Below are 19,402 nucleotides of genomic sequence, written 5' to 3'. Positions count from 1 at the left end.
GCGAGGGCTGGCCTACTCGGCCGCGCCGAGCCCCACCGGCGGCCCCGGGATCTCCGGCTCCGGCGCGGGCGCGGACCCGGGCAGGAGCCGCCGCGCCCGATGACCGCCCGCCACCGAGTCGTGCAGCCGCTCGGAGGGGTCGCGCCCGATCACCCGCCGCCCCCGCAGCAGGAACATCTTGCCCCAGCCGCGCCAGGTCCCGACCGAGGGCGCGTCCGGGTCGCAGGGAAAGCGCGCCTCCCAGTCCGCGGGCAGCGGCAGGCCGCAGGCCTCGAGCCGGGTCAGCATCCAGACCAGCGGAATGTTGGCCAGCGGCCGCGCGGCGAACTCGCCGTTGAGCTGGCCGCCGATGTCGCCATGCGTGCCGCGGAACCAGACCTGCTCGACATGGCCCTCGAAGGCGTCCGGCGTGGTCCAGAGCACCGGGGCGTAGCCCTCCCGCGTCTCGTCGAGCGCCAGCGCGTGGAAGCCGTGCAGCACGTGCCGGCCGAGCCGGTGGTCGTGGAACATGTGGTTGGGCTCCGACAGCCGCCACAGGAGCGGCAGTCTGAGCCCGAGCGAGGCGACCGTGTCCCAGCAGCCGACCGCCTCGATGTCGACCCGGTCGTGGCAATGCAGCCGGGCGAAGGCGCGGGCCGCCTCGCTCGGCGCCTCGCCGCGGTGGCGGTAGTGGCGGTAGGCGTCGCGGACGTTGCGCTCGGTCGCCTCCTCGGCCCGCAGCAGCCCGACCCGGCTGACCACCCCGGCCAGCGAGCGCACCGCGTAGGCGCCGCGCGAATAGCCCACCAGCACGATCCGGTCGCCGGGGCGGAATCGCGAGGCGAGCACGCCATAGGCGCGCTGGATCTGCCGGTTGATGCCGCGCCCCATCATCACGTCCAGCGTCTCGGACCAGCTCGGCCACTGGATGCCGGCCTCGTAATGCACGGTGAGGTTGGCTTGGCGGCCCGATTCGCGCAGCAGCTTGTAGGTCAGCCCGGCATTGGTCTCGTAGCCGCGCCTGAGCGTCGACATGGTGCCGTCGAGGATGATGACGTGGATCGCGGGGCCGCGGGCGCGGGGCTGACCCTCCGCCTGCCGCGCGCGGCGGCCGAACAGGCCCAGCAGCCAGTCACGGACGCCCATCCACGCCTCCGCCGCCGTGCCGCCCTGCCCTGCCTCGCATCATGTCGGTCCTTCCTGCTCTCCTTCAGCCTAGGGGATGGCACGGGTCTGTCCAGAGCCGCCCGACGCTGGCCTGCTCGCGTGTGCCATATCCGTTGAACATGGTGGTGACGCCGTTGAGATAGGCCCCGGCCGAGCGGAACAGCAGCCAGTCCCCTTCGGCCACGCAGCCGGCGAGCCGCGTCTCGCCCGGCAGCCGGTCGAGGCTGTCACAGGTCGGGCCGAACAGCGTGAAGGGCTGCGCGGGACCGGTCGCGCGGCCGTCATCGGTCACGAGATCCACCCGCGGCACGCCGATCGAGGGGCATTCCGACAGCCCGCCATAGATGCCGTCATTGAGGTAGAGCGCGGCGCCGCGGCGCGCCTTGACCCGCACCGCGTAGGCCATGGCGTCGGCCACCAGCCCGCGCCCCGGCTCGCAGACCAGCTCGGGCGGCCGTTCGAACCGCGACAGCCCGCGCGCCACCGCCGCGAAGATCGGCTCGAGCGCCGGGTCGCCGCCGTCGCGCCCCGAGGGAAAGCCGCCGCCGACATTGAGCCGCGCCAGCCGCAGCCCGGTGCGCCGGACGATGTCGGCGCAGGCCTCCATGTAGGCGGTCCAGGCGGCCGGGTCGGCGCATTGCGTGCCGACGTGAAACGTCATCGAGACCCGCGCCCCGGTCGCCGCCGCGCGCCGCAGCAGCGCCTCGGCCAGCTCCGGCGGCGCGCCGAACTTCGAGCCGAAATCATAGGCCGCGCCCGCCACCGGCAGCTTCAGCCGCACCGCGATCTCGGCGCCGGGGCCGACGCCCTCGGCCACGAGCTTCTCCAGCTCGCGCGAATCGTCGACCGACCACGAGGCGACGCCCGCGGCGAGGCCGGCGCGGATCTCGCCGCGCGACCGCACCGGGTTGTGGTAGTGCAGCGCCGCCGACGGGCAGAGCCGGCGCACCAGCGCGATCTCCGCGGGCGAGGCGACGTCGAAGGCGGGCATCCCCTCGGCGCCGAGCCGCGCGATCACCGCCTCGTCGGGATTGGCCTTGACCGCATAGGTCACGGCGCCCGGAAACCCGCGCCGGAAGCGGTCGTGCCGAGCCGACAGCGCGGCCAGACAGAAGAACAGCACCGGCAACTCGCCGCCATGCCGGGCGAGCCAGTCCTCCGGGCCGTCGGCATGGCCGGGAACAACCGTGGTGTCGGGAACAACCGTCGTCTGCAGCATCATCGTCCTCCTCTCCCTCATGCTGCCGGCCCCGCCCGCCGATCCGAAGCGGCGATATGCCCGATTTGTCTGGACCTTGCGGCATTTCGTCGGCTTCATCGGCGATATGACCGAGATCGACCGCACCGATGCCCGCCTGATCGCGCTTTTGAGCGAGAACGCCCGCCTGCCGGTCGCGCATCTGGCGCAGAAGCTCGGCCTCGCGCGCTCCACCGTGCAGGCGCGGCTCGACCGGCTGGAGCGGTCGGGCGCGATCGCGGGCTACACGCTCAGGCTGTCGGACAGGGCGCGCGGCGGCATCGCCGCCACCGTGCTGGTGCAGATGGAGCCGGCGCGGCAGGCCGCCGTGCTCGCCGGGCTGAGGAAACTGCCCGAGATCGAGACGGTGCACACCACCTCGGGGCGCTTCGACCTCGCCTGCCGGCTGCGCGCCCGCTCGACCGAGGATCTCGACGCGGCGCTCGACCGGATCGGCGCTCTGGCCGGCGTGAAGGCGACCGAGGCGCTGATTCACCTTAGCACCCGGATCGACCGCGGCGGCTGAGGCCCGCCGCGGCCTTTTCCTCCACCGTCCCGCGCGCTAGAGATCGGCGCGATTTCTACGAGGAGCCCGGACATGGCGATGGAAAAGACGTTCGACGCGGCCGGGGCCGAGGCCCGGCTCTACGAGGCCTGGGAAAAGGCGGGGGCGTTCCGCGCCGGCGCGGGCGCGCGGCGGCCCGAGACCTTCTCGATGATGATCCCGCCGCCGAACGTCACCGGCTCGCTGCACATGGGCCACGCCTTCAACAACACGCTGCAGGACATCCTCGTGCGCTGGCACCGGATGCGCGGCTTCGACACGCTGTGGCAGCCCGGCCAGGACCATGCCGGCATCGCCACCCAAATGGTGGTCGAGCGCGAGATGGCCAAGGCCGGCAACGAGAGCCGCCGCGAGATGGGCCGCGAGAAGTTCCTCGAGAAGGTCTGGGAATGGAAGGCGCAGTCCGGCGGCCAGATCGTCGGTCAGCTCAAGCGCTTGGGCGCCTCGCTCGACTGGGAGCGCAACGCCTTCACCATGTCCGGCGCGCCGGGCGCGCCCGAGGGCGAGCAGGGCAACTTCCACGATGCCGTGATCAAGGTCTTCGTCGACATGTACGAGAAGGGCCTGATCTACCGCGGCAAGCGGCTGGTGAACTGGGACCCGCATTTCGAGACGGCGATCTCCGACCTCGAGGTCGAGAACGTCGAGACGCCCGGCAACATGTGGCACTTCAAGTACCCGCTCGCCGGCGGCGAGACCTACACCTACGTGGAGCGCGACGCGGACGGCAACGTCGTCTTCGAGGAGGAGCGCGACTACATCGCCATCGCCACCACCCGCCCCGAGACCATGCTCGGCGACGGCGCGGTCGCGGTGCACCCCGATGACGAACGCTACGCGCCGATCGTCGGCAAGCTCTGCGAGATCCCGGTCGGGCCCAAGGAACACCGCCGCCTGATCCCGATCATCACCGACGAATACCCCGAGATGGATTTCGGCTCGGGCGCGGTGAAGATCACCGGCGCGCACGACTTCAACGACTACGAGGTCGCCAAGCGCGGCGGCATCCCGATGTACCGCCTGATGGACACCAAGGGCGCGATGCGCGCCGACGGCGCGCCCTATGACGAGGCCGCCGCGCGGGCGCAGGAGGTGGCGCAGGGTGCCGAGATCTCGGTCATGGAGGCCGACGCGCTCAACTTGGTCCCTGAGAAATATCGCGGCATCGACCGTTTTGCGGCGCGAGAGGCGGTGGTCGAGGACATCACGGCCGAGGGCCTTTCCGTCATGGTGCCCGAATGGGACCCGCGGCTCGGCCCCAAGGCCGCCAAGCGCGAGGCCGCCGAGGAAGGCGGCACCCCGCCCGAGACGCGGCTCGTCCCGCTCGTGGAGCACAAGCCGATCATGCAGCCCTTCGGCGACCGCTCGAAGGTGGTGATCGAGCCGATGCTGACCGACCAGTGGTTCGTCGACACCTCGAAGATCGTCGGCCCCGCGCTCGACGCCGTGCGGTCGGGCGAGACCACGATCCTGCCCGAGCGCGATGCCAAGGTCTATTTCCACTGGCTCGAGAACATCGAGCCCTGGTGCATCTCGCGCCAGCTCTGGTGGGGCCACCAGATCCCGGTCTGGTACGGGCCGACCCTGACCGACGGCCATGTCGACCTCGAGGCCGACTGGACGCCGTTCTGCGCCGCCACCCGCGAGGAGGCGCTGCAGAAGATGGCCGCCTATTACGGCCATGACGAGATCCGCTTCGTCGAGGACCGCGCCGAGGCCATGGCGCTGTTCGAGGCGGCGATCGGCAACACCACCGACGAGGGCGCGATCCGCACCCCCGACGCGCCGACCGCGATCCCGGTCTGGCGCGACCCCGACGTGCTCGACACCTGGTTCTCTTCGGGCCTCTGGCCGATCGGCACGCTGGGCTGGCCCGAGCAGACGCCGGAGCTGGAGAAGTATTTCCCCACCTCCACCCTCGTCACCGGCTTCGACATCATCTTCTTCTGGGTCGCCCGGATGATGATGATGCAATACGCCGTGGTGGGTGAGCGGCCCTTCGACACCGTCTACGTCCACGCCCTCGTCCGCGACGAGAAGGGCAAGAAGATGTCGAAGTCGCTCGGCAACGTCATGGACCCGCTCGACCTGATCGACGAGTACGGCGCCGACGCGGTGCGCTTCACCCTGACCGCCATGGCGGCGATGGGGCGCGACCTGAAGCTCTCGACCCAGCGCATCCAGGGCTACCGCAACTTCACCACCAAGCTGTGGAACGCCTGCCGCTTCGCCGAGATGAACGGCGCGCTGGGCGCCGAGCGCGAGGCCGCGCCGAACGTGCCGCCCAAGGCGCGCGCCACGGTCAACCGCTGGATCGTCGCCGAGACCGCGAAGATCCGCGAGGAGACCGACGCCGCGCTGCAGGCCTACCGCTTCAACGACGCCGCCAACGGGCTCTACGCCTTCGTCTGGGGCAAGGTCTGCGACTGGTATGTCGAGTTCTCCAAGCCGCTCCTGCAGGGCGAGGACATGGAGGCCCGGGCCGAGACACAGGCCGTGATGGCCTGGGTGCTCGACCAGTGCATGATCCTGCTGCACCCGATCATGCCCTTCATCACCGAGGAGCTCTGGGGCACCACGGCGCGGCGCGACACCATGCTGGTCCATGCCGAGTGGCCCGAATACGGGCTGGCCGAGCTGGCCGACCCGGAGGCCGAGGCCGAGATGTCGCTCGCCATCGCGATGGTCGAGGGCGTGCGCTCGGCCCGCGCGCAGATGAACGTGCCGGCGGGCCTACAGGTGCCGGTGGTGCTGGTCGGCGCCGACGACGCCGTCCGCACCGCCTGGGAGCGCAACGCCGCGATGATCCAGCGTCTCGCCCGGATCGAGGGGCTGACCGAGGCCGAGACCGCGCCCAAGGGCGCGATCACCGTGGCGCTGCCCGGCGCGACCGTGGCGCTGCCGCTGGCCGACATCATCGACGTCACGGCCGAGAAGGCGCGGCTGTCGAAGGTGATGGGCAAGCTCGAGAAGGAGATCGGCGGGCTGAAGGGCCGGCTGAACAACCCGAAATTCGCCGAGAGCGCGCCCGAGGAGGTGGTCGAGGAAACCCGCGAGAACCTCGTCGCGCGCGAGGCCGAGGCGGCGCAGCTTTCCGCCGCGCTCGACCGGCTGAACGAGATCGCCTGACCTGGCGCCGGGCATGGGGGCGCTGCCCCCGCCCCTTCGGGGCTCCCCCGGAGTATTTCAGGAGCGAAGTGAGCAAGGGCGGTGCCGCGAGGTGCCGCCCTTTCTTCGTGCTGCCGGGGCGGATCTGCCGCAGGATGCGGACATGATTCGCTCGCTACGCCATCTCACCGAAAGCCGCATCCGCGCCGCCGAGGCGGCGGGCGAGCTGCGCGGGCTCGCGGGCGAGGGCAAGCCCCTGCCCGACCGCTCGGGCGAAGCGCATCTCGACACCGGCACGCAGGTCGGGCACCGCATCATGGCCGAGGCCGGGGCGCTGCCCGAGGAGTTCCGCATCAAGCGCCGACTCGACGCCGCCCGCGCGGCGCTGGCCGCGGCCCGCGACCCGCAGGAGCGCCGCCGCCTGCAGGCCGAGGCCGCCGACCTGGAGCTGCGCCACGCCATCGCCACCGAGGCGCGGCGCAAGTTTCTGCGCCCCTGACGCGCGCCGGCACGATGCCCGCTGGACGCCGACCCCGCGCCGCGCCATCTTCCCCGCCATGACCGATCCGCGCCTCACCCCGCTCGCCGCTTCGCTGCCCGACACCGTGCCCTTCGTCGGCCCGGAAACCCAGGAGCGCGCCATGGGCCGGCCCTTCGCGGCCCGGCTCGGCGCCAACGAGAACGTCTTCGGCCCCTCGCCAAAGGCCATCGAGGCAATGCGCGCCGCCGCCGCCGAGGCCTGGATGTATGGCGACCCCGAGGCGCACGAGCTGCGTCACGCCATCGCCGCGCATCACGGCGTGGGGCCCGAGCATATCCGCGTCGGCGAAGGCATCGACGGGCTCCTGGGCCTTCTGGCGCGGCTGACCATCGGGCCGGGCGACTGGGCCGTGACCTCCGAGGGCGGCTACCCGACCTTCGACTTCCACGTCACCGGCTTCGGCGGCCGGATCGAGCGGATTCCCTATGACGGCGACCGCGTCGATGCGAAGGGCCTGATCGAGCGTGCCGAGTTCGCGGGCGCGAAGCTCGTCTACATCGCCAACCCCGACAACCCGATGGGCGGGCATCACGGCGCCGACACGATCCTCGAGATGATCGACACCCTGCCCGAAGGGGCGCTCCTGGTGCTCGACGAGGCCTATGTCGAGTTCGCCCCCGAGGGCACCGCCCCCGAGATCGACCCGACCGACGAGCGGGTGATCCGCTTCCGCACTTTTTCCAAGGCGCATGGCCTTGCCGGCGCGCGGATCGGCTATGCCATCGGCCCGGCGCCGCTGATCGCGGCCTTCGACCGGGTGCGCAACCATTTCGGGCTGACGCGCATGGCGCAGGCCGGCGCGCTCGCAGCGCTGCAGGATCAGGACTGGCTCGCGCAGGTGCAGGCGCATGTCACCGACGCCTGCGCCCGCATCGCCGCCATCGCCCATGACAACGGCCTCGTGCCGCTGCCCTCGGCCACCAACTTCGTCGCCATCGACTGCGGGGCCGACGGCGCCTTTGCCAAGCGCGTGCTCGACGGGCTGGTGAAGCGCGGCGTCTTCGTGCGGATGCCCGGCGTCGCGCCTCTGAACCGCTGCATCCGCGTCAGCGCCGGCACCGAGGCCGATCTCGACGCCTTCGCGCAAGCGTTACCCGAGGCGCTGGAAGAGGCCCGCGCCGCGGACTAGATCGCACGGGGTCGAGGAGACCCCGATGCGACAGCCCGCCCCGGACTACACCGCCGCCTTCCTGACCACGCTCGGCGTGCTGCTGTTCTTCGGCCTGCTCACCGTGGCCGCGATCTGGGGCTGGGTCGGGGTGATGCTCGGCGCGTGGGGCTTCGACCGCCTGGCCTGCCCCATCGCCCGCCGCGTGCGGCGCTAGAGCCGCGCCGTCACCTCCGCGACGCTCCCCGTGATCAGGTCGAGGCAGTCGGGCGTGGAAAAGCGGTGATCCGCCCCGTCCACCAGCGTCAGCCGCATGTCCGGCCCCTCGGCATGCTCCAGAAGCCGCAGCGCGGTGGCGACCGAGACGTCCTCGTCTGCCGTGCCCTGCAGGAAGCGCACCGGGAAGGGCAGCGACAAGGGCGTGCGCAGCACGAGGTGCCCCCGCCCCTCCTCGATCAGCCGCCGGGTGATCCTGAGCGGCTCGCCATAGTCCGACGGGTAGTCGAGATAGCCGTCGGCTTCGAACCGGCGCAGCATCTCCGCGGTCATCTCGGCCCGGAACCCGTCCTCGGTGAAATCGGGTGCTGCGGCGATGGTCACGAGCCCCGCCACATTCTCGGGCATCGCCCGCGCCAGCAGCAGCGCGATCCAGCCGCCCATCGAGGAGCCCACGAGGATCTGCGGCCCCTCGGTCAGACCCAGCGCCGCCGCCGCGTCCTCGGCCCAGTCGCCGATCGCGCCCTCCTCGAAGGCGCCGCCGCTGCTGCCATGCCCGGAATAGTCGAAACGAAGGAAGGCCCGGCCCTCGCGCTTGGCCCATTCCTCGAGGTGCAGCGCCTTCGTCCCCTCCTTGTCCGAGCGGAAACCGCCGAGGAACACCACCCCCGGCCCGGTCCCGGGCGTCAGGTCGTAGGCGATGCGGCGGCCCTGCGGGCTGGTGAAGTCGGGCATGGCGGTCTCCCTCTCTTGGTCGGCGCGCAGCATCGAAGCGCGCGGCCCCGATGGCAAGCCCCGCGCTTGACACCCGCGCCGCCGCCAAGCATCAAGCCCCGACACATAACCCGCAACCGGGCGTTCCGTGGGCGCCAAACCGACGAGGAGGCCGAACATGGCCCAGATCTCCCTCACCTTTCCCGATGGCAACAGCCGTGACTACCCGGCCGGCGTGACCGCCGCCGAGGTGGCGCAGTCGATCTCGCCGAGCCTTGCCAAGAAGGCCATCTCGGCCGACGTGAACGGCACCCATTGGGATCTGAGCTGGCCGATCGAGACCGACAGCCGCATCGCCATCTACTCCAACAAGGACGAGCTGCCCTCGCTCGAGCTGATCCGCCACGCCTTCGCGCACGTCATGGCGCGCGCCGTGCAGGAGATCTGGCCCGACGTGAAGGTCACCATCGGCCCGGTCACCGAGACCGGCTGGTTCTACGATTTCGACCGCGAGGAGCCCTTCACCCCCGAAGATCTCGGCGCGATCGAGAAGAAGATGAAGGAAATCATCGCCAAGTCCGAGCCGATCCGCAACGAGGTGTGGGACCGGGCGCAGGCGCGCGCCTACTACCAGGAGCGCGGCGAGACCTTCAAGATCGAGCTGATCGACCGCATCCCCGAGGACGCGCCGATCCGCATGTACTGGCACGGCGACTGGCAGGACCTCTGCCGCGGCCCGCATCTGCAGCATCTGGGCCAGCTGCCCGCCGACGCCTTCAAGCTGATGGGCGTCTCGGGCGCCTACTGGTTCGGCGACGTCTCGCGCCCGCAGCTGCAGCGCATCTCCGGCGTCGGCTTCCGCAACCGCGAGGAGCTGAAGGCGCATCTCACCTTGCTCGAGGAGGCCGCCAAGCGCGACCACCGCAAGCTCGGCCGCGAGATGGACCTCTACCACCTGCAGGAAGAGGCGCCGGGCATGGTGTTCTGGCACCCGAACGGCTGGACCGTCTACCGCGCGCTCGAGGACTACATGCGCCGCCGCCAGATCGCCGCGGGCTACAAGGAGATCCGCACCCCGCAGGTCGTCGACCGCGTGCTGTGGGAGCGCTCGGGCCACTGGGAGGCCTATCGCGAGAACATGTTCATCGTCGAGGTGGACGAGGAAGGCGCGAAGGAAAAGCGCACCAACGCGCTGAAGCCCATGAACTGCCCCTGCCACGTGCAGGTGTACAACCAGGGCCTCAAGTCCTACCGCGACCTGCCGCTGCGCCTCGCGGAGTTCGGCTCCTGCCACCGCTACGAATCCTCGGGCTCCATGCACGGGCTGATGCGGGTGCGCGGCTTCGTGCAGGACGACGCGCATATCTTCTGCACCGAGGACCAGCTCGAGCAGGAATGCGCGGACTTCATCGCGCTCTTGGCCTCGGTCTACGAGGATCTCGGCTTCGAGAAGTTCGACATCAAGCTTTCCACCCGGCCCGAGACCCGCGTGGGCTCGGACGACATCTGGGACAAGGCCGAAAGCGCGCTGGAAAAGGCGATCCAGAAGGCCGGGGCCGACTACACCGTCGATCCGGGCGAAGGCGCCTTCTACGGCCCGAAGCTCGACTTCAAGCTGACCGACGCCATCGGGCGCGAGTGGCAGTGCGGCACCTTCCAGGCCGACTTCAACCTGCCCGACCGGCTCGACGCCGAATACGTCAACGAGAAGGGCGACAAGGTCCGGCCCGTCATGCTGCACCGCGCCATCCTCGGCTCGTTCGAGCGGTTCCTCGGGATTCTCATCGAGAACCACGCCGGCCGCCTGCCGCTCTGGCTCGCGCCGCGTCAGGTCGTCGTGGCCTCGATCGTTTCGGATGCCGACGACTACGTGCACGAGGTGGTGGCCGAGCTGACCCGCGCCGGCATCCGCGCCGAGGCCGACACCCGCAACGAGAAAATTAACTATAAAGTGCGGGAGCATTCCGTCGGGAAAGTCCCTGTCATCCTCGCCATCGGCGGCCGCGAGGTCGAGGAGCGCACCGTCAGCCTGCGGCGTCTGGGCGAGAACCGCTCCGAGGTGCTGGGCTTGGACGAGGTGGTCTCGCGCCTCAAGGACGAGGCCACCCCGCCGGATCTGCGTCAGGGCCGGCGGTAACGCCCGCCCTCCTCGATCACCGGGCGCTTCATCAGCGCCGGGTGGTCCTTCAGAAGCCCGGCCGCCGGCCGGGCTTTTTCGTCCTCGGAAAGCCCCCGCCACGTCGCAGAGGCGCGGTTGATCGCCTTGTCGCCGAAAGCCTCGACCAGCGCCGCGATCTCGGCCTCGCTCAGCCCTTCGGCGCGCACGTCGACCAGCAGCGGCTCATGCCCCTGCTCTTTCAGCGCCTTCACCGCCTTGCGCGTCGTGTCGCAGTTCTTCAGCCCCAGCACCCGCATCTTTCCCTCCATTCGTGATTTGCCTTTCGGTGGAGCGCTCTAGACTCCCTGTCAACCGCCCCGCGTGGCGGAGGACGACACTTGAGACTGGAGTTACGACCATGCCGAAGGGCACCGTGAAGTGGTTCAACACGACCAAGGGCTACGGCTTCATCGCGCCGGAGGACGGCGGCAAGGACATCTTCGTGCACATCTCCGCCGTCGAACGCTCGGGCCTCACCGGTCTGGCCGACGAGGAGCAGGTGGAATTCGAGCTGATCGAGGGCCGCGACGGGCGGCAGATGGCGGGGAATTTGAGGAAGGTTTAGCCTTCTCCAATTGCCACTTCAGGCATTTCAATAGCGTTCTCTAGTGACTCTATCCTTTTTGGAAGGACGTAGAGATACTCGATTAGATAAACCAACAAGTCTAGAGTCTGCCGCGCCATTACTTGGTCTGCTTCTTTGTCCGGATCAAAATGAGCTCCAAGATTGCCTCCCTTTCTAACAGCGTTCGACAACCTGTCTATAGGAGCCTTGAAGTCGTAATTATCGCCAGCAGCTTGGATTAGCTTGTACAGGGAAGTATCTCGCTGCTCTTCTGGCAGCATATATTTAAAAATACCCTCAAGCGTACGTCGACCGCTGGTTGTCGTCGCCCCATAGATCCTTGCATTATAGGCGCGAATTGCATCGTCCAAAGATTTTCTGAGGGGCGCTGGCACACTATCGGGAAGCGCCCCGACCTTAAATTCAGAGTCCATCTCGGGATACAGATCTACCTGAATCGGCACCCGTGATCTATTTTGAACGGCCCGATCCTCATATAGCATTACAAACTTCACTAGGAAATTACAGCTAGGGCAATACGAACCTGCGGTCCGGATCGACATCGCCGGATTCAAATGGTTGTGCGCTAGAGTGAAGGATGCCCAATTTCCACAATTTGGGCAAACAGATCTAATCGCGGCAGGATAATCACAAGAAGTATTATCTTGAGTCATCTTATCGAAATATTCTGCGCCAATTCTAGTCATGTTTTTTTAGCACCCCTTGAAACTCCCGCCACTCCCTGGCGCTCATGCCGGAAGTCTCTTGGGTCACTTCCTCCCCAACGAGCATCCGGCGCAGGCACTCTACCGCCATGGTTGACAGAGTCACCCCTCCGAGCCGGTAGTCCTCGAAGGCGCGGTAGGCCATCGGCACCCAGTCCTTCACCATCTCGCAGATCGCGTCGGCATAGACCCGGATCTCGTATTGCGCGTGGGCGTCGGCCCGGAGCCGCAGGAAGTGGAACAGGTTGTGCAAATCCACCTTCCAGTACCACTGCGTGTAGATGTTGGCCGGCAGGTTCATCCGGGCGAGTTCGCGCGCGAGGCCCTGCTGCCCCTCGCCCTCGGGCGAGGTGTCGGAGATCATCGCCTCGTAATGGTCGTAGGAGCGCATCGCGTCCTCGCGCAGCCATTGCAGCACGCGCGCCGATTCCTCCGGGTTCAGCACGTCGCCCCGGCCCTGGTTGTTCTGCGCCGACTGCGCGGCGAGGTCCTCGGCGCGCGGGATGTAGAACTCGCGGTCGAGGATCGAGTAGCGTGCGGAGTACTCGTTCACGTTGGCGGTGCGGTGGCGGATCCACTGTCGGGCGACAAAGACGGGCAGTTTCACGTGCAGCTTCAGCTCGCACATCTCGAACGGCGTCGAGTGCCAGTGCCGCATCAGGTAGCGGATCAGCCCCTCGTCGTTGCTGACCGACTTGGTGCCGCGGCCGTAGCTGACGCGCGCCGCCTGGCAGATCGCGGAATCGTCGCCCATGTAGTCGACCATCCGCACGAAGCCGTGGTCGAGCACGGGATGCACCTTGTAGAGATGCGCCTCCGCGCCCTCCGAGACGGCGCGCAGGGTCGGTTTCGGGGCGGCGCGGAGATCTTCGATCTCGGCCTCCTGCTCGGGCGTCAGCGGCATGGCGGGTCTCCTCTGGATCGGCTGTCGCCCCTCTCTAGACGAGGCGTGGCGGCGAGGGAACATTCCGCGCTGGCCCCCGCCCCGGTTGCGGCCGCGCGTTGACTTCGCGCGCCCCGGCCGGAAGGGTCGGCCCCGAGGACAGCCCCCGAGGACCCGCCATGATCCGCCTTCTTTCCACCGCCGCCCTGCTGGCCCTGCTCGCCGGCTGCGGCGACGGCCAACCCTTCGACTTCGAGGACCCCGCCGACGCCCCGGCCGATGGCGGCGACGCCGGCGGCCGCGATAGCGGCGGCGATGCGGAGGACGGGGACGACGCCGATGACGGCTTCGGCGGCGACGAGCGGCTGCTGCCCGGCACCGCCGACCCCGACCCCGACCGCTCCATCACCCGCTTCGAGGCCGAGACCGAGGATGGTGGCGGCTTCGTGCGCCGCGTCACGCTGTTGTCCGGCGCGCGGCTGGAGGTCGACAACCTCGCCTTCGACGGCACCGAACCTTATCGCAGCGACTATCGCGGGCCGAGCACGCTCAACGGCTATGCCGTGTTCCAGAGCGCGGCCGAGGTCGAGACCGGCGGCTCCGAGCCGATCGACCAGCTCGACTACCGCGCCATCTACGGCGAGAGCATCAATACCGTTCGGGTCGATGGCGAACGGCTGCCCCGCACCCGCTTCGCGGTGGTGCGCACCGGCGATTTCTCGAACTTCGGCTTCGGCGGCTTCCTCTACGAGCGCAATGGCGGGGTCGAGATCCCGGCCCGCGGGCAGGCCGCCTTCCGCGGCGATTACGCGGGCATTCGGGTGTTCGACACCATCTCGCGGCATGAGTTCACCACCGGCGACATCGAGGTGCTGGTCGACTTCGACGACTTCAACGCCTCCGACGGCGTGCGCGGCACGCTCTCCAACCGCCGCGCCTTCGACGAGGACGGGCTCGAGATCGAGACCAACACCAGCGGCGTGCGCCGGACCGACCTGTCGGACCGGGCGATCCTCGACCTGCCGACGGTCCGCTTCGTGCTGACGGACGCGGCCTCCACCCCGAACGGCGAGATCGTGGGCCAGCTGAACAACCTGGTGGTGGTCGACGGCAAGGCCGAGCCTTATGAGGCCGGCGAGTATTTCGGGGTGCTGAGCGGCGACCTCGAAACCGGCGGCGAGGTCACGGGCATTCTGGTCTTCGAATCCGAGGATCCGCGGCTGGAAGACATCCGGGTGCAGGAAACCGGCGGCTTCACGGCGTATCGCGACTGATGCGATCGACGATCACCGCCCTGGCGGCGGCGGCGCTGCTGCTGGCGCTGCCCCTTGCCGCGCCGGCCGCGCCCGCCAGCCTCTCCGTCGAGCGGCTGCGCGGCCTCGCCGTGACCGCGCTTAGCGAGAACCGGCTGGATGAGGCCGAGGCGCTTTCGCGCCGCCTGCTGCAATACGCCCCCGACGAGCCGACGGGGCTGATGATCTCCGCCGAGGCGGCCCTGCGGCGCGGCGACCTCGACGCCGCTCAGGGCTTCGCTGCGCGGGCGCATCCGCGGCTCGAGGGGCCGGCCCGGTTCCGCGCCGCCCGCATCGTCGCCCTGGCGCATGCGAGGAGCGGCGCCTACACCCGGTCGCAGTTCTGGCTGCGGCGGGCCCTGCCCGACGCGCCGAGCCCGAACGCGCGGGCCGAACTGCGCCGCGATTACCAGGCGGTCCGTGCCCGCAACCCCCTTTCGATGCAGTTCACCTTCGGCGTGGCGCCCTCCTCGAACGTCAATGGCGGCAGCGACACCGAAACCCTGCGCCTGCCCGGCCTGCCCTATGACTTCACGCTGTCGGGGGACGCGCGGGCGCTGTCGGGCGCGACCGTCTCGGCCGGTGTCGCGCTGCGCTACCGGCTGCGCGCCGACCGCAGCTCGATGACCTCGGCCGACCTGCATCTTTCCGGCCGCACCCATTTCCTGAGCGACGCGGCGCGCCGGCAGGCGCCCGAGGCCCGCGGCAGCGACTACGCGCAGGCCAGCGCCTCGGTCGGGCTGCGGCATGCCTGGCGCCAGGAGGGCTGGAGCGGCCCGGCCGAGCTGTCGCTGCAGCTGGCGCGCGACGCCTATGACGACGCGCCGCTCTCCAACCGGCTGCGCTTGGCTTTGCGCCGCAGCTTCGCGATCGATGGCGACACGGATCTGAGCCTCTCGGCCGAGACGACCCGGGTCGAGCGGCTCGATCTCGACGACGGATGGTGGAAACCGGGCCTCGGGGTCGGGGTGACGCGCGCCCTGGGGCGCGACCGGGCGAGCCTGTCGCTGGACTGGCGCGAGGCCCGCACCGACCGCCCGGATCTCGGCTACGAGGGGCTGACCCTCGCCGCGGATTACGATTTCGGGCGGCGGTTCGGGCCGGCCGATCTGGGGGTCGGCCTCACGGCCGAATGGCGCGACTACCAAAGCAGCCGCTACGTGCTGGAGGAGCGGGAGGACCGGCGCCTCACGGCCGAGGCGCGGATCGGCATGCCGCGGGCGGAACGCTGGGGCTTTCACCCCGAGATCCGGCTCGAGGCCGGGCGGAACTGGTCGAACGCGGACCTCTACGACGAAGAGGTGCTCAGCCTCGATCTCGGCGTCGTCTCGAGCTTCTGAACCGCTGGCCCCGCCGGCGGCGCGTGCTAATCTCCGACCCGAACCGCGAGAAAGGGAACACGCGATGGCATTGACCTATCTGCACACCATGGTCCGGGTGAAGGATCTCGAGAAGAGCATGGCCTTCTACGAGCTGCTCGGGTTGAAGGAGACCCGCCGCATCGAGAACGAGGGCGGCCGCTTCACGCTGGTCTTCATGGCGCCCCCGGGCCAGGAGGAGACGCCGGTCGAGCTGACCTGGAACTGGGACGGCGACGATGCGCTGCCCTCCGACAGCCGGCATTTCGGGCATCTCGCCTACCGGGTCGACGACATCTACGAGACCTGCCGGCACCTGCAGGAGAACGGTGTCACGATCAACCGCCCGCCGCGCGACGGCCACATGGCCTTCGTCCGCTCGCCCGACAACATCTCGGTCGAGCTGCTGCAGGCCGGCGACGCGCTGCCCAAGCAGGAGCCCTGGGCCAGCATGGAGAACACCGGCCACTGGTAACGGGATGATCCGGGCGATCTGCGGCGCGCTGCTTCTGGCCGGGCTGGCCGATGGCGTGGCCGCCCAAGGCTGCCGGCAGGCGCTGGTGCTGGGGCTCGACGTTTCGGGCTCGGTCGACGCGCGGGAATACGCGCTGCAGCGCGACGGCGTGGCGGCGGCGCTCACGGCGCCCGATGTCGCGGCCGCGCTACTCGACCCGGCCATGCCGCCGGTCCGGCTGGCGGTGTTCGAATGGAGCGGGCCGGGCGAGACCCGGCTGATTCTGCCATGGACCGGGATCGACGGCGCGGCGGCGCTCTCCGCCGCCGCCCGGCAGATCCGCTCGGCCCGGCGGGCCGGGTTCGGCCCCACCACCGCGCTCGGCGGCGCCATGGGGGAGGGATACGCCCTCCTGGCCGCCCAGCCCGACTGCGACAGGCACACGCTCGACCTTTCGGCCGATGGCACGTCGAATGCCGGGCCGCGTCCGCAGGACACCGGCGCCGCGCCGCCCGGCGTGACCGTCAACGCGCTGCTGGTCGCGCCCGAGGCGCCCGGCCGCGCCGCGCCGCTGGTCGATTATTTCCGGGCCTATGTCATCCGCGGCGCCGACGCCTTCGTCGAGACCGCGATCGGGTTCGACGACTACGAGGCGGCGATGCGCCGCAAGCTCCTGCGCGAGCTGCGCGCACTGGCGATCGGCGCCCGGCCCGTCCCGGCGCGCCGCGGCTAGTAGATGTAGCGGATCTGGTCGGCCCAGTACCGCTCGAGCCGGCGCAGCGACATCGTCACGTCCTCGATCGCGACCTGGTCGAGAACGCCGCGGGACGACAGGCCCTGCGCGTGCCCCTCGAACAGCTTCTGGACGATGTCGCGGACGCGGTGCCCCTTCTCGGTCAGGCGCACCCGCACCGAGCGTCGGTCGACCCGGCAGCGCTGGTGATGCATGTAGCCCGCCTCGACCAGCTTCTTGAGGTTGTAGCTGACATTGCTGCCCTGGTAGTAGCCGCGGCTGCGCAGCTCGCCCGCCGTGACCTCGTGGTCGCCGATGTTGAACAGCAGCAGCGCCTGCACCGCGTTGATCTCGATCACGCCGACCCGCTCGAACTCGTCCTTGATGACGTCGAGCAGCAACCTGTGCAGCCGCTCGATCAGGATCAGCCCGTCGAGGTAACTCGCCATGAAGGCCGCCCCGCGCGGGCCCGTCAGGGCCGGTTCGAGGCTGGAATGAACGCTCATCTCAATTCTCCCTCTTGCCCGCCCGCCGGCCAGCAATGAGGGAAAATTGGAAACAAAGGATTAAGGCCGGCGCTCAGCGCGGCCGGGTGACGCCCTCGGCCCCCTTGGCGATCTCGGCTACCAGCGCCTCGTAGCGCTCGGGCGCCGGCTGCGCGCCGGCAACCCAGGCGTAGAGATCGTGGTCGTTCTCCGACAGGAGCCGGTCGTAGAGCGCCAGCTCGGCATCATCGAGATCCCGCATCCGCGCCGTCGCGAAGGCCTGCAGGATCAGGTCCATCTCCTTGATTCCGCGCCGCATCGAGCGCATCGCGAGCCGCCGCTCGCGGATCTCGCGCGGCTCGTCCGCGGGCGCGGCGGGCTCGACCGGCAGCCCGCTCATGCGCTCACCCCGAGCCGCCGCTTCAGCCGCTTTTCCAGAGCGCCCATGCGCTCGGCCGCCTGCAGCATCTCGGCCCGCAGCACCCGCATCTCGGACAGCAGGTCCTTGTAGTCGACCTCCTGCGCGCCTTCATCGGGCGCCTCGGGCCCGTCGCCGCGGCCGGTGAGCAGCCAGCTCAGCGACACGTTCAGCATGCCCGCCAGCATCTGCAGCCGGTTGGCACGCGGCTCGTCCATGTCGTCCTCCCAGGCGCCCAGCGTCTCCAGCTCGACCCCGAGCCGGGTGGCCAGCGCCTCCTGGCTCAGCCCCGCCGCCTCGCGCGCCCCCGCGAGCCGATCGCCGAAGGTGGCCGCGCTTTCGCTGTAATAGCCGTCGTCCTGCATCGCACATCCTCTCGCCCTGCCGCGGCTTGCCGGCCGCCCTGCCCCGCCATATGACACGGGGCAGGGATCATTTCCAGAACGCGGGCGACCCGGCGTCCGCCTCTAGCGACATCGACGGAGCCTTCATGCCTTTTCTTTCCGACACGCTCGCCCGGGTGAAGCCCTCCCCCACCGTCGCGATCACCGGCAAGGCGCTCGAGATGAAGGCCGCCGGGCGCGACGTGATCGGCCTGTCGGCCGGCGAGCCGGACTTCGACACCCCGCCGCACGTGGCCGAGGCCGGCCAGCGCGCGATCGCCGAGGGGCGGACCCGCTACACCGCCGTGGACGGCATCCCCGAGCTCAAGCGCGCGATCTGCGACAAGTTCGCCCGCGACAACGGCCTCGACTACCGGCCCGCGCAGGTCAGCGTCGGAACCGGGGGCAAGCAGGTGATCTACAACGCGCTGATGGCCACGCTGAACCCCGGCGACGAGGTGATCATCCCCGCGCCCTTCTGGGTGAGCTACCCCGACATGGTGCTGCTCGCCGGCGGCACGCCGGTGATCGTGGCCGCCGGGATCGGGACCGGCTTCAAGATCACGCCCGCCCAGCTCGAGGCGGCGATCACGCCGAACACCAAGTGGTTCCTGTTCAACTCGCCCTCGAACCCGACCGGCGCGGGCTACACCCGCGACGAGCTGAAGGCGCTGACCGAGGTGCTGTTGCGCCACCCGCATGTCCACGTGCTGACCGACGACATGTACGAGCACCTGACCTTCGGCGACTTCGCCTTCTGCACCCCGGCCGAGGTCGAGCCGCGGCTCCATGACCGCACGCTGACCGTGAACGGCGTCTCCAAGGCCTACGCGATGACCGGCTGGCGCATCGGCTACGCCGCCGGGCCCGAGCCGCTGATCCGCGCGATGGCCAAGATCCAGTCGCAATCCACCTCGAACCCCTGCTCGATCAGCCAATGGGCGGCGGTGGCGGCGCTGGACGGCCCGCAGGGCTTCATCGCCGACAACAACCGCATCTTCCAGCGCCGTCGCGACATGGTGGTCGAGATGCTGAACGCCGCGCCGGGCGTCACCTGCGCCGTGCCCGACGGCGCCTTCTACGTCTATCCCGACATTTCCGGCTGCCTCGGCAAGACCAGCGCCGGCGGCGTCGCGATCACCGATGACGAGGCCTTCGCCACGGCCCTGCTCGAGGAGGAGGGCGTGGCCGTGGTGTTCGGCGCGGCCTTCGGCCTCTCGCCCAATTTCCGCGTCAGCTACGCCACCTCCGACGCGGCGCTGCGCGAGGCCTGCACCCGGATCCAGCGCTTCTGCGCCGGTCTGTGCTGAGGG

21 protein-coding genes are annotated in these 19,402 nt (G+C 69.7%); 12 read left to right on the top strand and 9 right to left on the bottom strand.

Annotated features, from left to right (window positions below; genetic code table 11):
* Positions 1–12: 12 nt before the first annotated feature.
* Positions 13–1,125 (bottom strand): DUF2235 domain-containing protein, encoded by a 1,113-nt coding sequence (locus BLT43_RS06305; protein ID WP_090111097.1) that lies wholly within the window; start codon positions 1,123–1,125, stop codon positions 13–15.
* A gap of 64 nt (positions 1,126–1,189) precedes the next feature.
* Positions 1,190–2,365 (bottom strand): type III PLP-dependent enzyme domain-containing protein, encoded by a 1,176-nt coding sequence (locus BLT43_RS06300; protein WP_090111522.1) that lies wholly within the window; start codon positions 2,363–2,365, stop codon positions 1,190–1,192.
* A 106-nt stretch (positions 2,366–2,471) separates the two neighbouring features.
* Between BLT43_RS06300 and BLT43_RS06295 the strand changes: the two genes are divergently transcribed.
* The 5 genes from BLT43_RS06295 (at position 2,472) to BLT43_RS19100 (ending at position 7,922) form a co-directional block, all read left to right on the top strand.
* A complete protein-coding gene (locus BLT43_RS06295; RefSeq protein ID WP_090111520.1) occupies positions 2,472–2,909 on the top strand; it encodes an Lrp/AsnC family transcriptional regulator in 438 nt (145 codons plus the stop codon).
* A 72-nt stretch (positions 2,910–2,981) separates the two neighbouring features.
* On the top strand, positions 2,982–6,077 hold the full coding sequence (locus tag BLT43_RS06290; protein ID WP_090111096.1) for a valine--tRNA ligase: 3,096 nt from the start codon (positions 2,982–2,984) through the stop codon (positions 6,075–6,077).
* Positions 6,078–6,219: 142 nt separating this feature from the next.
* Positions 6,220–6,555, top strand: a complete 336-nt coding sequence (locus BLT43_RS06285; protein WP_090111095.1) for a DnaJ family domain-containing protein — start codon at positions 6,220–6,222, stop codon at positions 6,553–6,555.
* A gap of 58 nt (positions 6,556–6,613) precedes the next feature.
* On the top strand, positions 6,614–7,726 hold the full coding sequence (locus BLT43_RS06280; protein ID WP_090111094.1) for a pyridoxal phosphate-dependent aminotransferase: 1,113 nt from the start codon (positions 6,614–6,616) through the stop codon (positions 7,724–7,726).
* Between the two features lie 25 nt (positions 7,727–7,751).
* Positions 7,752–7,922, top strand: a complete 171-nt coding sequence (locus BLT43_RS19100; RefSeq protein WP_165612552.1) for a hypothetical protein — start codon at positions 7,752–7,754, stop codon at positions 7,920–7,922.
* On the opposite strand, the gene BLT43_RS06275 is transcribed toward BLT43_RS19100, so the two are convergent.
* Positions 7,919–8,656, bottom strand: a complete 738-nt coding sequence (locus tag BLT43_RS06275; protein ID WP_090111093.1) for an alpha/beta hydrolase — start codon at positions 8,654–8,656, stop codon at positions 7,919–7,921. The two genes, BLT43_RS19100 and BLT43_RS06275, sit on opposite strands and share 4 nt — an antisense overlap.
* Positions 8,657–8,813: 157 nt before the next feature.
* Between BLT43_RS06275 and thrS the strand changes: the two genes are divergently transcribed.
* A complete protein-coding gene (gene thrS / locus BLT43_RS06270; protein WP_090111092.1) occupies positions 8,814–10,772 on the top strand; it encodes a threonine--tRNA ligase in 1,959 nt (652 codons plus the stop codon).
* Here the strand turns inward: thrS and BLT43_RS06265 are convergent.
* Complete coding sequence (locus tag BLT43_RS06265) at positions 10,757–11,062, bottom strand: arsenate reductase family protein (RefSeq protein ID WP_090111091.1); 306 nt, start codon at positions 11,060–11,062, stop codon at positions 10,757–10,759. The genes thrS and BLT43_RS06265 overlap by 16 nt on opposite strands.
* A gap of 89 nt (positions 11,063–11,151) precedes the next feature.
* Between BLT43_RS06265 and BLT43_RS06260 the strand changes: the two genes are divergently transcribed.
* Positions 11,152–11,358, top strand: coding sequence for a cold-shock protein (locus tag BLT43_RS06260; RefSeq protein ID WP_090111089.1), 207 nt, complete (start codon positions 11,152–11,154; stop codon positions 11,356–11,358).
* Here the strand turns inward: BLT43_RS06260 and BLT43_RS06255 are convergent.
* Together BLT43_RS06255 and thyX are read right to left on the bottom strand one after the other, a co-directional pair.
* A complete protein-coding gene (locus BLT43_RS06255) occupies positions 11,355–11,822 on the bottom strand; it encodes a DUF4145 domain-containing protein (protein ID WP_165612551.1) in 468 nt (155 codons plus the stop codon). The genes BLT43_RS06260 and BLT43_RS06255 overlap by 4 nt on opposite strands.
* 235 nt (positions 11,823–12,057) lie before the next feature.
* Complete coding sequence (gene thyX, locus BLT43_RS06250; RefSeq protein WP_090111085.1) at positions 12,058–12,987, bottom strand: FAD-dependent thymidylate synthase; 930 nt, start codon at positions 12,985–12,987, stop codon at positions 12,058–12,060.
* Positions 12,988–13,145: 158 nt separating this feature from the next.
* Between thyX and BLT43_RS06245 the strand changes: the two genes are divergently transcribed.
* The 4 genes from BLT43_RS06245 to BLT43_RS06230 all read left to right on the top strand — a co-directional run bounded on the left by BLT43_RS06245 (position 13,146) and on the right by BLT43_RS06230 (position 16,803).
* Entirely contained in the window at positions 13,146–14,240 is a 1,095-nt protein-coding gene (locus tag BLT43_RS06245) for a hypothetical protein (RefSeq protein ID WP_090111083.1), read from the top strand.
* On the top strand, positions 14,240–15,598 hold the full coding sequence (locus tag BLT43_RS06240) for a tetratricopeptide repeat protein (protein WP_090111081.1): 1,359 nt from the start codon (positions 14,240–14,242) through the stop codon (positions 15,596–15,598). Before BLT43_RS06245 ends, BLT43_RS06240 begins: the two co-directional genes overlap by 1 nt.
* Positions 15,599–15,662: 64 nt before the next feature.
* Positions 15,663–16,091 carry a VOC family protein gene (locus tag BLT43_RS06235; protein WP_090111079.1) on the top strand — a complete coding sequence of 143 codons (429 nt, stop codon included), beginning with the start codon at positions 15,663–15,665 and terminating at the stop codon, positions 16,089–16,091.
* 4 nt (positions 16,092–16,095) lie between these two features.
* On the top strand, positions 16,096–16,803 hold the full coding sequence (locus BLT43_RS06230; protein WP_090111077.1) for a DUF1194 domain-containing protein: 708 nt from the start codon (positions 16,096–16,098) through the stop codon (positions 16,801–16,803).
* On the opposite strand, the gene BLT43_RS06225 is transcribed toward BLT43_RS06230, so the two are convergent.
* From BLT43_RS06225 to BLT43_RS06215, 3 genes are all read right to left on the bottom strand, one after another.
* Positions 16,800–17,309: a helix-turn-helix domain-containing protein gene (locus BLT43_RS06225; protein WP_090111075.1), complete on the bottom strand. Its 510-nt coding sequence runs from the start codon at positions 17,307–17,309 to the stop codon at positions 16,800–16,802. The genes BLT43_RS06230 and BLT43_RS06225 overlap by 4 nt on opposite strands.
* Before the next feature lie 73 nt (positions 17,310–17,382).
* A complete protein-coding gene (locus BLT43_RS06220) occupies positions 17,383–17,688 on the bottom strand; it encodes a succinate dehydrogenase assembly factor 2 (protein WP_090111073.1) in 306 nt (101 codons plus the stop codon).
* On the bottom strand, positions 17,685–18,071 hold the full coding sequence (locus BLT43_RS06215; RefSeq protein ID WP_090111071.1) for a helix-turn-helix domain-containing protein: 387 nt from the start codon (positions 18,069–18,071) through the stop codon (positions 17,685–17,687). The genes BLT43_RS06220 and BLT43_RS06215 overlap by 4 nt, the downstream gene beginning before the upstream one ends.
* Positions 18,072–18,196: 125 nt before the next feature.
* On the opposite strand from BLT43_RS06215, the gene BLT43_RS06210 reads away from it, so the two are divergent.
* Entirely contained in the window at positions 18,197–19,399 is a 1,203-nt protein-coding gene (locus BLT43_RS06210; protein WP_090111069.1) for a pyridoxal phosphate-dependent aminotransferase, read from the top strand.
* The last annotated feature ends 3 nt before the right edge of the window (positions 19,400–19,402 follow it).

The organism is Limimaricola pyoseonensis (assembly GCF_900102015.1).
In the GTDB taxonomy this organism is placed as follows: domain Bacteria; phylum Pseudomonadota; class Alphaproteobacteria; order Rhodobacterales; family Rhodobacteraceae; genus Limimaricola; species Limimaricola pyoseonensis.
Note: the sequence above shows the minus strand (reverse complement) of the source record. Positions and strands in the feature narration are given on the sequence as shown.